The following is a 12,474-nucleotide window of genomic DNA, read 5'->3' as shown; positions in this document are numbered from 1 at the left end:
CCGCGCTCTACTTACGCGGCGAGCGCCGCCGGCGCGCGATCCACAGCAGCGTCGCCAGGCCCGCGCCGGCCAGCACCACCGCCGGCGGCTCGGGCACCGGGGTGACGTCGAAGCCGACCGCCACGTTGTCTACCTCGACAGCGACGCCATAGGTGACGAAACGCAAGCGGTTGAAGGCGATGTCCGGCGTGAAGTACAGGTTGACGAAGGCGTTCGTCGCGTCGCTGGTCCGGTCGCCGGGCGTGCAGGAGCCGCAGGCATCAAGGATGCTCGTGCCGCTCACCGTCGCCACCAACGTGGTGCCGGAGTAGAACTCCAGCTTGTCGTAGTGGTCGATTGAGCCGTAGTAAAGGCCGACGTAGTTCAGTTGCGTTCCCGCCGGCAGTGAGTCGATCAGCGGCTGGTAAAGGATGTCCACCGCCGAGAGGGCTCCGACCGGCGCATCGGCAGGCAGCGCGGAGCCGGCATACATGCCCTGCCCCTGATAGACAGGTGCGTAGGCGTAGCAGGAGGAGTCGCCGGCCGGTGCGGCGTACGCCCCCTGCAGCGAACCCTTGACGATGCCCCACGGCCCACCGGCCACCGATTGCGGCGGGCCGTTCAGCCCGCACCCACCGCCGGGCAGGTCGAAGGTTTCCATGAAGACGTTGGGCAGCCCCCAGTACGGGGAGATCTTCCCCGAGGTGGCATCGCTCTGGTGCGGCCCCACGCTGATCGAGACGCCGGCGTGAGCGGCCGGCGTGACGGACAGCGCGGCTGCCAGCAGGGCGGACGAGAAGAAGACAGTCTTCATGGGCACCTCGCGTTGGGCAAGAAACGTTGGGCAAAAGAAAAGGGGCCCGGAGATGACTCGGGGCCCCGCTGCAAGGCAATCGGCATGCCTTGCGTTGCGCGTGCTTGTCTTAGTTGTTAAGAATCGCAGAGGCGATCAGGCCCGTAGCAACGGCGACCAGCAGGTAGTCGGAGCCGCTCTGCACCCAGTGGTAGCCGCGCGGCGGCTGGCGCAGGTGGTGGCCGCGCCAGTCGTCGACGACGTAGGAGCGCTGGCGGTACTCGGTCGGCACCCTGCGGCCGACCCAGATGTCGTGGTTGGGGCCGGCGCCGCGGCGCATGTCGGCGCGGTGCGAGTACTCGTGGTTGTCGCGATCGTGGTCGTGATGATCGTCGCGGTCATGGCGCTGCGCGAAGGCACCGCCGGCAGCGCCCAGCGTCAGTACGGCAGCGAGCGCGCTCGCGATCATCTTTTTCGTGGTGGTCTTGCTCATGTGGAAATTCCTTCCGTCTGATTTACAGCTAGTGGGCGGGGCTTACTGACTCAGCTCTTGCCGAAGTTCGCCTTGGCCTGGGCAATGCAGCTGCTCTTGGCATCGCCCGCCAGAGCATCGCACTTCTCGGTTGCTACCTTGTAATCCGCGTCGCGCTTCTGGTCGGCGGCATCGGCCCGCGCGTCATGGATCTTCTTGCTGGCCTTGGCATCGGCCAGCGCGCTTTCCTTGGCGGCCTTGGCTTCCTTGACGCAGACGTCCTTGTTGTTGCCGGCCTGGTCGTCGCAGCGCTCCTTGGCGACGTCATAGGTGGTCTCGGCACGGGTCTTCAGGACCTTGACCCAATCGGACTCCTTGCCCGTGTAGTCGTGCTCCAGCTCGGCCTTGGCGACTTTCTCCTTGGCCTTGGCCTCTTCCATGCAGACGTCCTTGCCGTTGCCGCTGAGCGACTTGCAGCCCGCCTTGTCGGCCTTGTAGGCGTCCTCGATGCGCGACTTGCCGGCGGCGTACTCGCTGTGATCCATGGCCAGCGCCTGGCCGATCGGCAGGGCCAACAGGGCGGCAGTGAACAGGCTAGCGCGGAGATTGAGTTGCGTTTGTTTCATGATGCTTACCTCTGGGTTGGTGGAGTATTTGCCTGTTGGCGGGATCAGCCGTTGAGGCGCGGTTCGCCGTCACGATTCACCGTGACCGTCGCGCCCGGCGGCTCCGTCATCTGCACGCGGTGCTCGATGCCGCGGAAGCTGTAGGTCACGTCCCAGTAGTCGGGGCGTGTCGAAGCGGGTGTCGTGCGGCAACGCTCGACGTTCTGGCTCACGACGCGGTCGTTGTTGCCGGCCACGTTGGAGCCGACCACCGCGCCGGCCACGGCACCGCCGGCCGTCGCCAGGTCGCGGCCCGATCCACCACCGATCTGGTGGCCCAGGATGCCGCCGATCAGCGCACCGGCGATCGCGCCGCCGGCACGGTTGCCGTTGTCTTCGGACACGCGTTCACGCTCGACCCAGCAGCGCCGCTCGGGCGGGCCGACCACGGCGTGGACGGCCACGACGTCCGCTTCAAAGAGGCGCTCGCCATGGCGCGGGCGGGCGTCGTAGTAGGAAACGGACGGCGGCGGGGGCGGCGGATCGCTCGCATCGCGCTCGATCATGCGCACCGACGAGATGCGGTCGTTCAGGCCGATCGCACGCAGCGACGGGTAGTTGCCGGGGCGCACGATCACGCAACGGCCCTGGAAGCCGGCGTTTTCGCAGACTTCCCAGCGGTCCTGCCCCACGGTCAGCGACGAGGCGCGGTCATTGAAGCCGTAGCGTTCCATGTCGCGCACTTGGCGCTCGGTCGTGAAGGACGGTCCGTTGAAGTTCTCGCCGGCATAGAAAGTGATGTCGGCCATCGCGTTACTGGCGGCCATCAGGCCTGCGGCGGCCAGCGCACCGCTCAAAAGCAAAGAGGTCTTTTTCATCTCGGTATCTCCAATGACTCCGATGAAAAGCAGTGTGGGCGGCCGGCGATCGGGCGAATAGCGGACGGTGCCGCGGGGAACCGTAGTAGTCGTCCTACGGCCCGGCGCACCCACGCATGAATCCATTCCCGTTTTGCATAACCCCGCCATTCGCGGAGGTTACAGCGTGATTACATTCAAAGCAGAATGCCGATCCCGACCCGTGTCATTGGGTCAGCCCCGCTTTCTGCGAGGCTGACCCAATCTCGCTTTCATGTAATCAAAGGAAACTCACCATGAACCTGCCCACGATGGAAGGGCTGCGGCTGAACGTACCCGCACACCTGAAACACGCACGGCTGATCGCCTGGGTCGCCGAGGTCGCCGCGCTGACCGAGGCCCGCGACGTCTACTGGTGCGACGGCAGCGCCGCCGAGTACGACCGGCTCTGCCAGCAACTGGTGGACGGCGGCACGTTCAAGAAGCTCAACCCCGACTTGCGTCCGAACAGCTACCTCGCCTGCTCCGACCCGAGCGACGTCGCCCGCGTGGAAGACCGCACCTTCATCTGCTCGGCGCGCCAGGAAGACGCCGGCCCGACGAACAACTGGAAGGCGCCCGCCGAGATGCGCGAGCTGCTGCAGACCGGAAACGACGCGCTGTTCCGCGGCGCGATGCGCGGCCGCACGCTGTACGTGGTGCCGTTCAGCATGGGCCCGCTGGGCTCGCCGATCGCGCACATCGGCGTGGAGCTCTCCGACAGCCCCTACGTGGCCGTGAACATGCGCATCATGACCCGCATGGGCCGCGCGGTGCTCGACGTGCTGGGCGAGGACGGCGACTTCGTGCCCTGCGTGCACACGGTCGGCGCGCCGCTGGAGCCGGGCCAGGCCGACGTGAAGTGGCCCTGCAACAAGACCAAGTACATCGTCCACTACCCGGAGACGCGTGAGATCTGGTCCTACGGCTCCGGCTACGGCGGCAACGCGCTGCTGGGCAAGAAGTGCTTCGCGCTGCGCATCGCCTCGACGATGGGCCGCGAGGAAGGCTGGCTGGCCGAGCACATGCTGATCCTCGGCGTCACCAAGCCGGACGGCAAGAAGTTCCACGTCGCCGCCGCCTTCCCCAGCGCCTGCGGCAAGACCAACTTCGCGATGCTGATCGCGCCGAAGGTGTTCGAAGGCTGGAAGGTGACGACGATCGGCGACGACATCGCCTGGATCAAGCCCGCCGCCGACGGCCGGCTGCACGCGATCAACCCCGAGGCCGGCTACTTCGGCGTCGCGCCGGGCACCAATGCGCTCACCAACGCCAATTGCATGGCCAGCCTCGGCCGCGACGTGATCTTCACCAATGTCGCGCTGACCGACGAGGGCGACGTCTGGTGGGAAGGCATGACCGACACGCCGCCGGCCCACCTGATCGACTGGCAAGGCAAGGACTGGACGCCGGCCATCGCCAAGGAGACCGGCGCCAAGGCTGCGCACCCGAACGCCCGCTTCACCGTGTCGGCCATCAACAACCCGGCGCTGGACGCCGACTGGGACAACCCGGCCGGCGTGCCGATCGACGCCTTCATTTTCGGCGGCCGCCGCTCGACCACCGTTCCGCTGGTGACCGAGGCGCGCGACTGGGTCGAAGGCGTCTACATGGCCGCGACGATGGGCTCGGAAACCACGGCCGCGGCCGGCGGTGCGCAGGGCGTCGTGCGCCGCGACCCGTTCGCGATGTTGCCCTTCACCGGCTACAACATGGCTGACTACTTCCAGCACTGGCTCAAGGTCGGCGAAAAGCTCGAAGCCGCCGGCGGCACGCTGCCGAAGATCTTCTGCGTCAACTGGTTCCGCAAGGGCTCGGACGGCAAGTTCGTCTGGCCCGGCTACGGCGAGAACATGCGCGTGCTGAAGTGGATGCTGGACCGCATCGAAGGCACGGGCCAGGGCGAGGAAAACGTGTTCGGCGTCACGCCGAACTACGCCGACATCAACTGGGACGGCCTCGCCTTCAGCCGCGAGCAGTACGCCCAGGTCACCGGCATAGACAAGGCCGCCTGGCTGACCGAGCTGGGCCTGCACGCCGAGCTGTTCACCCAGCTCTCGAACAAGCTGCCCGAGGCGCTGCCCCTGACGAAGGCGAAGATCGAGAACCGGCTGGCCGCGCTGTAAAGGCCGGACTGGAATGCAAAAAGCCCGCTGAAGCAGCGGGCTTTTTTGTTTCCTGCGCGAAGATCAGCGACGGGTGTTGGCGGCGCGCAGTTCGGCGGCAAACGAAGGCATCGTCTTTTCGTACTGTGCGGCCAGGGCCAGCAGTTCGCGCTCGGCGCGGGCTTCGGCGGCGGCGGCCATCTTGGCCTGGACCGACAGGATCACACGGCGCCACACGCGGGCACCGATGACGAAGAAAGAAGTGGCTTGGTTACCGCCGCGGCTCAGCGGCAGACCAAAGGTTTGCGTAGCAACGCTCATGGCTGTTTCCTTGGTTGGTTAGTGGCTCTGTAGAACCGACAGAACGAATTATGGGGTAAACCCTAGACATGTTAAAAATGAATTGTTTGAATTAGTCATATAAACAGTGCGCATGTCACGGGAGCTCACGCCATGAAATTCCGCCACCTCGACCTGAACCTGCTGAAGGTGTTCGACGCGCTGATGGCCGAGCGCAATCTGACCCGCACTGCGGAGCGCCTGGCGATGACGCAGCCCGCGGTCAGCCATGCGCTGAAGCGGCTGCGCGAGTCGCTCGGCGAGGAACTGTTCGTCCGCCAGGCTTTCGGCATGAAGCCCACGCCTCACGCCGAGACGCTGTGGCCCGAGGTGCGCACGATCCTGGCCCGGCTGGAAGCCCTGTTCGATCCCGGCACCTACGAAGCGACCGAGCAGGAGCACACCTTCCGCATCGCGATGGCCGACGCCACTGCCGCGTTGATCCTGCCGCCGCTGGTAGCGCAGCTGGAGGAGCTCCAGGCCCTGGCCAACGTCCACGTGCTGCCGCTGACGACGCGCGACCCGCGCGACATGCTGGAACAGGGCGACGCCGACTTCGCGCTGGGCTACTTCCCGGGCGTCACCGCCGCCTTGCAGATGCAGGGCATGCAGGGCAATTCGCCACGGATCCGTCAACACCGGCTGTACGAGAGCAGCTACGTCTGCGTGATGCGCAAGGATCACCCGCTGGCCAGCGTCGAGCTGACCCTGGATCGCTTCTGCGCGGCGCAGCACCTTCTGGTGAGCTTCTCGGGCCGGGCGCATGGCTTCGTCGACGAGGCGCTCACGGCGCTGCAGCGCAAGCGCCGCGTGATGCTGACGGTCAACCAGTTCTTCACCGCGGGCCGCGTAGTCTCGAACTCCGATCTGCTGACCGTGCTGCCCTCGACCTTCATCGAAGCCACCGGCTACCGGAGCCGGCTGATCGAGAAGCGGCTGCCGATGCCGCTGCATACGGTCGAGGTGGACATGCTGTGGCACCTACGCAGCGAAGGCCGCGGCCCGGAGAGCTGGATGCGCGAACGGTTGATCGAAGCCGCCCGTCGCGCCAAGGCCGAGTCCGCGGCGACAATTGCGGGATGAGCACACGCAACACCGACCTGACCGACGCCGAGTTCGCCGAACTCGACGAACTCCTGGCCACGACGCCCGAGCCGCTGCAGGCGCTGGACGCTTCCATGCTGGACGGCTACCTCTGCGGCGTGCTGGTGCAGCCGCGGCTGATCGAGATCGACGAGTGGCTGCCCAATATCTTCGACTACGACGGCGGCCTGCTGCCCGAGGACGCCGATCCGGCCTGGCTGGCGAAGGTGCGCGAGCTGGTCGAACGCCGGCATGCGGCACTGAACCGGCAGCTCGTCGAGGACGGCTGGTTCGACCCGGTCGTGCTCGATCTGGACGAGGACGAAGACGCACCGCAGGCAGCCGCGCCCACCGACGATCCGGAACAAGCCGCAGCCGAGGAAACCTACGCAGGCATGAGCAAGATCTCGCGCACGCTGATGCCCTGGGTCGCCGGCTTCCAGCATGCCTGCCTGTGCTTCCCCGATCTGGCCGAGATGGACGACGAGGCCGTGATGGCCGCGATGGCGCGTCTGTATCGCCACCTGCCCGCCGAGACGGACGAGGAAAAGGAAATCGTCGCCACGCTGGACCGCGAGCATCCGCTGAAGGACCTGGACGATGCGATCGAGGAGATGGTCGTCAGCGTCGCCGACCTCTGCGACCTGACCGAGCAGCGGCGCTATGCCGTCGAGACGATCCGCCGCGCCGCGCCCAAGCTCGGCCGCAACGACCCCTGCCATTGCGGCTCGGGCCGCAAGTACAAGCAGTGCCACGGCGCCAACTGACGAAGCACTGAGCAATGCGATTGCAGCTGCTCTCGGATCTCCATCTGGAGACCGAGGCCTACCAGCCCGAACCCGCGCCGGGCGCGGAACTGCTGGTGCTGGCCGGCGACGTCGACAGCGGCTGGACAGGCCTGCGCCGCTTTGCCGACTGGCCCGTGCCGGTGCTCTACGTGCCCGGCAATCACGAGTACGACCGGCGCGACTTCGACGAAGCACGGGCCGGCATTCAGCGTCTGGCCGAGGAACTGGGCTTCATCCTGCTCGACGATTCGGCCTGCATCCGCATCGATGCCGAGGGACGCCGCGTTCGCTTCGTCGGCAGCACGCGCTGGAGCGACTTCGACGTCTTCGGCCCGGCGGGGCGGGAACGCGCGATGCGCGCCGCCGGCTATTTCCAGCGAGTGATGGCGTCAACGCGCGACGGCCAGCCCTTCGACGCGGAGGCCGTTCGCGATGAGGCGCTGCGCTGCCGTGCCTGGCTTGCCGAGGAACTGGCTCACGACGAGAGCGGGCCGGAGTGGGACGCCACCGTCGCCATCACGCATTTCGCGCCGAGCCTGCGCAGCGCCGATCCGCGCTACGGCAAACAGCCCGGTACGGCCAGCTTCTGCAATGCGGATGACGACTTGATGCCGGGTGCCCGGCTGTGGCTGCATGGCCATCTGCACTGCCAGCACGACTACCGCATCGGCGCGACGCGCGTCGTCTGCAATGCCCGTGGGCATGAGCGAAAAGGAGAGGCGGCGGGATTCGCGCCGAAGCTGCTGATCGAAGTCTTCGCAGCGGGCGAATAAATCAGCTGCGGCGGCTCAACCAGGCCAGCGGAGATTCCGCCGTTGCGGCCGCAGCCACTTGCTGCGATTCCAGGCCGTACTCGCCAACGCTGGGCCGGAAGTCCTCAACGGGTTCCAGGCTCGCCTCCATGCCGAACGCCGTGCCCATTTCGGCCGGATCCTGCTCGACAACCTGTGCGGAGGAGCGACGGAAGAAACGCAATGCTGCTGGTGCGAATCGCATATCAGACCTCACAGGAATGGAGTTGCGGCGGCCCATCCACCACGCTTCAAGTGTCCATGAACGAAACGTCGCCGTACCCACTGAAGTAGGTGGAAATACCAGCGGAGTTGGGAAAAAAGCACGATAGGTAAGAGCGCGTATCAAAAGAAAAAGAAACGAAGAAGTCACGCGCCTCACGTACGATATTGGTAGAAACCCCTTTCCCCCTTCGGGTGGGTACCGAAAACGAATCGCTTTGGGCATGCTGCGTGCCCTTGCCCTACCAAACCCCGCCTGTCTCTTTCCTGACCACATGAATGAAGCAATTCTGAAATGGCTTGCCTCCGGCACCATTGGCGTCGTCGTCTGCGCGTCGCTGTGGCTGGCGGGAACCGTGCAGAAAGAGATCACCGACGACCACACGATCCTCGGCAAGGCCTCCTTACCGGCCCAGGTGGTGTCGCACCGCCGGGACATTCATCTGGCCGCGCGTCCTGTCGAGCGGGCAGCTTCGGGCGTTGCCGTTCGCGCAGTCTTCGTCCTGAACTGAGACCCGGGCTCAGCCCAGCGCGGCCCTCGCGCCCGCCGCCAGCGCCTTGCCGATCTGGTCCAGCAAGGTCCCGCCGGCAGCCCCCGAATCGGCCTCCAATTTCCACTGATGCCAGAACAGCGTCACGTCGATGCTCAGTTCCGGTCGCAAAACGACCAGCTCGCCGCTACCAATCAGGGGACGCAGCTGTAGTTCCGGCGCAACGCCGACTCCCCATCCCATCAGAACTGCCCGCACATAGGCCTCGCTGGATGGAACGTAGCGTTCCTGCAGTCGCGGAGCGCGCACGCCGAAGGCCTTGGACACCCACTGGACCTGGCTGTCGTCCTTGCGATTGAAGACCAGGAAGGGCGCGGTGGTGAAGTTGGCCGCATTGAGCCCCTGCGGCAGGTGCTCGCGCAGGAAGGCGGGACTGGCCACGGCCACGTAGCGCATCACGCCCAGCGGCTGGACGGAGCAGCCGCGCAAGGCCTGCCGGACCGTGCTGACGCAGCCCAGCACCTCGCCCTGGCGCAGCCACTCGTGCGTGAAGTCCTGGTCGTCGACGACCAGTTCCAGCCCGAAGCCTTCGTTCAGCCCGGCCTGCACGAGCGGATCCAGCGCCGGCGGCACCCAGGTCGCCAGGCTGTCGGCGTTGACGGCGATGGCAATGCGCTCGTTGCGCGTCGTGCGGGCGCCCAGTTCGCGGGCAAGGTCGGTGCGCAGCGCTTGCATCTGGCGGGCGTAGCGCAGCAGCAGCTTGCCGGGCTCGGTGAGCCGCAGCGGCCGCGAGCGCACGACCAGCAACTGGCCAAGCTGCGCCTCCAGGTTGCGCAGCCGTTGCGACACGGCGCTCTGCGTCACGGCGAGCCGCTGCGCGGCACGCTCGAAGCTGCGCTCGTCGGCCAGTGCGGCCAGGCAATCGAGATCGGCGGAATCCAGGTCTTTCATAAGTCGATCTAATGGAGTCGCTGAAATATTAATCGCCCTTCATTTCAGATGGGGTGCTGGCGACAATCCGCGCGCCATGCCCATCGCAGAAATCGCACCGAGCTCCGTTTCGTTCGCCGCCTCGATCCAGGGCTGGCTGACGGGCGCCGGCCTGATCGTCGCGATCGGCGCGCAGAACGCGCTGGTGCTGCGCCAGGGCCTGCTGCGCAGCCATGTGGGGCCGGTCGTCGCGCTGTGCGTGTTGTCCGATGTGTTGCTGATCTGCGCCGGCGTGTTCGGCCTCGGCGCGGCGATCGGCGCGAATCCGCTGCTGATGGCCGTCTTCCGCTGGGGCGGCGCCGCCTTCCTAGCCGTCTACGGCCTGCGGGCCGCCTGGCGCGCCTGGAACCACGATGCCAGCGCATTGCAGGACACCCGCGACACGCGCAACGGCCTCGGCGCCACGCTGCTCAGCGCGGCTGCCATGACCTACCTGAACCCGCACGTCTACCTGGACACCGTCGTGCTGCTCGGCACCGTCGGTGCGCAGCAGCCGCAAGACCAGCGCTGGGCCTTCGCGGCGGGCGCGTCGCTCGCCTCGTTGATGTGGTTCTCGCTGCTGGGCTTCGGCGCGGCGGCTGCCGCGGGGCCACTGCGCCGCCCGGGCGTCTGGCAGGCGATCGACGCCGCCATCGCCCTCGTGATGCTGACCCTGGCCATCCAACTGATTCGATAGATAGCAAGCAAGAAAGAGAACACAGCATGAAGATCGTCGTCCTGGGCGCCGGCATCATCGGCATCAGCACCGCCTGGCATCTGCTGGAGCAGGGTCACGAAGTCACCGTGGTCGATCGCCAGCCCGATGCCGCGCTGGAGACCAGCTTCGCCAACGGCGCGCAGATCTCGGTCTGTTTCTGCGAGCCCTGGGCCAATGCCGGCGCGCCGTTCAAGGTCGCCAAGTGGCTGCTGCGCGACGACTCGCCGCTGCTGTTCCGCCCGCGCCTGGACATCGCCCAGTGGCGCTACGGCCTGGCCTTCCTGGGCCAGTGCACCTCGGCCGCCTTCGAGCGCAATGTGGAAGAGCTGGTGCAGCTCGGCCGCTACAGCCACGAGTCGCTGAAGGACGTCGTCGCGCAGACCGGCATCGAATACAACCGCCTGGAGAAGGGCATCCTGCACTTCTTCTCCAGCCAGGCGGATTTCGACGGCGGCGTGGTCGCCGCCGAGATCATGAAGAGCCACGGCGTCGACCGCCGCATCCTCGACCACGACGAGGTGCTGAAGGTCGAGCCGGCGCTGGCCAACTTCCAGGGTCGCATCTACGGCGGCACCTACACGCCCAGCGACGAATCGGGCGATGCCCGCGTGTTCACGCAGGAACTCGCGCGCCGCTGCGCCGAGCGCGGCGCCACCTTCCTGTACGAACACGACATCCTGCGGCTCTCGCGCTCAGGCTCGGGGCTGGACGCCGTGGAGGTCGCCGCCAGCCGCAGCGGCGAGAAGAAGACGCTGAAGGCCGATGCCTTTGTCGCCGCGCTGGGCTCCTACACGCCGGCGCTGATGAAGCAGGTGGGCGAGTTCCTGAACATCTATCCGGCCAAGGGCTACTCGGCCACCTTGCGGCTGAAGCGGCCCGAGGCGGCCAGCGTCGTCAGCCTGCTGGACGACACGCGCAAGATCGCAATCTCGCGCCTTGGCGACTACATCCGCATCGCCGGTACGGCCGAGCTCAGCGGCTTCGACCTGCGCCTGGACACGCCCACCGCCAAGGTGCGCTGCGACGCGCTGGTCAAGCGCTACGAGGAGCTGTTCCCCGGCGTCGCCGACCTGTCCGAGCGCAACTACTGGACCGGCCTGCGCCCCAGCACGCCCAGCAACATCCCCTACATCGGCCGCAGCAAGAAGGCGAGCAACCTGTGGGTCAATGCCGGCCACGGCACGCTGGGCTGGACGCACGGTGCCGGTTCCGGCCGCGCGCTGGCCGAGCTGATGGCGGGCCGCCGGCCGGCCATCGATTTCCACTTCTACGGCGACGTTGCCGGCACCGAAACCGGCAAAGGCAAGGCCTGACCCCGGCTTACATCCGCGCCAGGGTCTGGCGGATCTTGGCCGCGTCGCGCAGGCGCTGGGCCGAACCGTCGGCGTCGAGCAGCACCACGGTGTAGAAGCGCTCGCCGGTCTTCATCCGCATCGTCAGGCAGCGGCCCGCTTCCTCGGTGTAGCCGGTCTTGGAGAGCTGGATGTCCCAGCCCTTGCCACCCACCAGGTGATTGGTGTTGTGGACCTCGCGCGTGCGCCCGCTGACCGGCACCTCGTCGCTCTTCTGGCTGGTGATGCGCACGATCTCGGGGTAGCGCGATGCGGCCTCGACGATCTTCGCGACCTCGCTGGCCGTCGAGGTGTTCTGCGGCGACAGGCCGGTCGGATCGGCCAGCGCCGTGCGGGTGAGGCCGAGGCTGCGGATCTTGGCCTGCACGGCCAGGTCGAAGCCCTTCAAGCCGCCCGGGAAAGTACGGGCCAGCGCCGCCGCCGCGCGGTTCTCGGAATTCATCAACGCCAGCTTCAGCGCATCGACCCGAGAGAGCTCGGCGCCCACGCGCAGCCGCGAGGCGCTGTGCTTCAAGGTGTCCACATCGTCGGCGTCGACGCGCAAGGTCTCGCGCGGGTCGAGCTTGGCGTCCAGCACCACCATCGCCGTCATCAGCTTGGTCAGCGAGGCGATCGGCACGACCGCGTCGGCGTCCTTGCTCAGCACGACCTTGCCGGAGCCTTCCTCCAGCACCAGCGCATGCCGCGCATTGACGCGCAGCCGCATCAGCTCCTTCTGTGCTTCTTCAGGGCTCAGCGCCGGCTGGGCCGCAGCCGCGGCCGCCGCGCGATGAGCGCGCTTGCCGTGGTGAGCCGCCGCATCGGCGCTCGGGGCATAACTGGCAGACACAGCGGCAAGCAGCAGGACGGGAAACAGCGCACGGACCATGGA

Annotated in this window: 15 protein-coding genes; 7 read left to right on the top strand and 8 right to left on the bottom strand. The window is 66.9% G+C overall.

Features of this window, described 5'->3' with window-relative positions:
• Positions 1-7 precede the first annotated feature (7 nt).
• The 4 genes from SNE35_RS30680 to SNE35_RS30665 form a co-directional block, all read right to left on the bottom strand.
• Positions 8-793, bottom strand: a complete 786-nt coding sequence (locus tag SNE35_RS30680) for an Npun_F0296 family exosortase-dependent surface protein (RefSeq protein ID WP_320426876.1) — start codon at positions 791-793, stop codon at positions 8-10.
• A 109-nt stretch (positions 794-902) separates the two neighbouring features.
• Complete coding sequence (locus SNE35_RS30675; RefSeq protein WP_320426875.1) at positions 903-1,265, bottom strand: RcnB family protein; 363 nt, start codon at positions 1,263-1,265, stop codon at positions 903-905.
• A gap of 50 nt (positions 1,266-1,315) precedes the next feature.
• Entirely contained in the window at positions 1,316-1,870 is a 555-nt protein-coding gene (locus tag SNE35_RS30670) for a hypothetical protein (protein ID WP_320426874.1), read from the bottom strand.
• A 44-nt stretch (positions 1,871-1,914) separates the two neighbouring features.
• Complete coding sequence (locus SNE35_RS30665; protein WP_320426873.1) at positions 1,915-2,727, bottom strand: beta/gamma crystallin-related protein; 813 nt, start codon at positions 2,725-2,727, stop codon at positions 1,915-1,917.
• Positions 2,728-3,002: 275 nt separating this feature from the next.
• Between SNE35_RS30665 and SNE35_RS30660 the strand changes: the two genes are divergently transcribed.
• Positions 3,003-4,871 (top strand): phosphoenolpyruvate carboxykinase (GTP), encoded by a 1,869-nt coding sequence (locus SNE35_RS30660; protein ID WP_320426872.1) that lies wholly within the window; start codon positions 3,003-3,005, stop codon positions 4,869-4,871.
• 63 nt (positions 4,872-4,934) lie between these two features.
• Here the strand turns inward: SNE35_RS30660 and SNE35_RS30655 are convergent, their stop codons facing one another.
• Positions 4,935-5,171: a hypothetical protein gene (locus SNE35_RS30655; protein ID WP_320426871.1), complete on the bottom strand. Its 237-nt coding sequence runs from the start codon at positions 5,169-5,171 to the stop codon at positions 4,935-4,937.
• A 132-nt stretch (positions 5,172-5,303) separates the two neighbouring features.
• Here SNE35_RS30655 and SNE35_RS30650 point away from each other — a divergent pair, with 132 nt between their 5' ends.
• Genes SNE35_RS30650 through SNE35_RS30640 form a run of 3 tightly spaced genes read left to right on the top strand, consistent with a single transcriptional unit; the run spans position 5,304 to position 7,833 of the window.
• The gene (locus SNE35_RS30650) at positions 5,304-6,272 is read left to right on the top strand and encodes a LysR family transcriptional regulator (RefSeq protein ID WP_320426870.1); all 969 of its coding nucleotides are present in this window, start codon (positions 5,304-5,306) and stop codon (positions 6,270-6,272) included.
• Complete coding sequence (locus SNE35_RS30645) at positions 6,269-7,039, top strand: UPF0149 family protein (RefSeq protein WP_320426869.1); 771 nt, start codon at positions 6,269-6,271, stop codon at positions 7,037-7,039. Before SNE35_RS30650 ends, SNE35_RS30645 begins: the two co-directional genes overlap by 4 nt.
• A 14-nt stretch (positions 7,040-7,053) precedes the next feature.
• Complete coding sequence (locus SNE35_RS30640) at positions 7,054-7,833, top strand: metallophosphoesterase (RefSeq protein ID WP_320426868.1); 780 nt, start codon at positions 7,054-7,056, stop codon at positions 7,831-7,833.
• 1 nt (position 7,834) lies between these two features.
• Here SNE35_RS30640 and SNE35_RS30635 read toward each other — a convergent pair whose 3' ends face one another.
• Positions 7,835-8,092, bottom strand: a complete 258-nt coding sequence (locus tag SNE35_RS30635) for a hypothetical protein (RefSeq protein WP_320426867.1) — start codon at positions 8,090-8,092, stop codon at positions 7,835-7,837.
• A gap of 256 nt (positions 8,093-8,348) precedes the next feature.
• Here SNE35_RS30635 and SNE35_RS30630 point away from each other — a divergent pair, with 256 nt between their 5' ends.
• Positions 8,349-8,585 carry a hypothetical protein gene (locus SNE35_RS30630; RefSeq protein WP_320426866.1) on the top strand — a complete coding sequence of 79 codons (237 nt, stop codon included), beginning with the start codon at positions 8,349-8,351 and terminating at the stop codon, positions 8,583-8,585.
• 9 nt (positions 8,586-8,594) lie between these two features.
• Here the strand turns inward: SNE35_RS30630 and SNE35_RS30625 are convergent, their stop codons facing one another.
• On the bottom strand, positions 8,595-9,515 hold the full coding sequence (locus SNE35_RS30625; protein WP_320426865.1) for a LysR family transcriptional regulator ArgP: 921 nt from the start codon (positions 9,513-9,515) through the stop codon (positions 8,595-8,597).
• Between the two features lie 76 nt (positions 9,516-9,591).
• On the opposite strand from SNE35_RS30625, the gene SNE35_RS30620 reads away from it, so the two are divergent.
• Positions 9,592-10,230 (top strand): LysE/ArgO family amino acid transporter, encoded by a 639-nt coding sequence (locus SNE35_RS30620; RefSeq protein WP_320426864.1) that lies wholly within the window; start codon positions 9,592-9,594, stop codon positions 10,228-10,230.
• Positions 10,231-10,256: 26 nt separating this feature from the next.
• On the top strand, positions 10,257-11,564 hold the full coding sequence (locus SNE35_RS30615) for a D-amino acid dehydrogenase (RefSeq protein ID WP_320426863.1): 1,308 nt from the start codon (positions 10,257-10,259) through the stop codon (positions 11,562-11,564).
• Between the two features lie 7 nt (positions 11,565-11,571).
• Here SNE35_RS30615 and SNE35_RS30610 read toward each other — a convergent pair whose 3' ends face one another.
• Positions 11,572-12,471, bottom strand: a complete 900-nt coding sequence (locus SNE35_RS30610; protein ID WP_320426862.1) for a serine hydrolase — start codon at positions 12,469-12,471, stop codon at positions 11,572-11,574.
• Positions 12,472-12,474: the final 3 nt, after the last annotated feature.

This window comes from Roseateles agri, from assembly GCF_034043675.1.
Taxonomy (GTDB): domain Bacteria; phylum Pseudomonadota; class Gammaproteobacteria; order Burkholderiales; family Burkholderiaceae_C; genus KK5.
The sequence above is the reverse complement of the archived record's forward strand: the minus strand, read 5'-3'. Positions and strand labels throughout refer to the sequence as shown.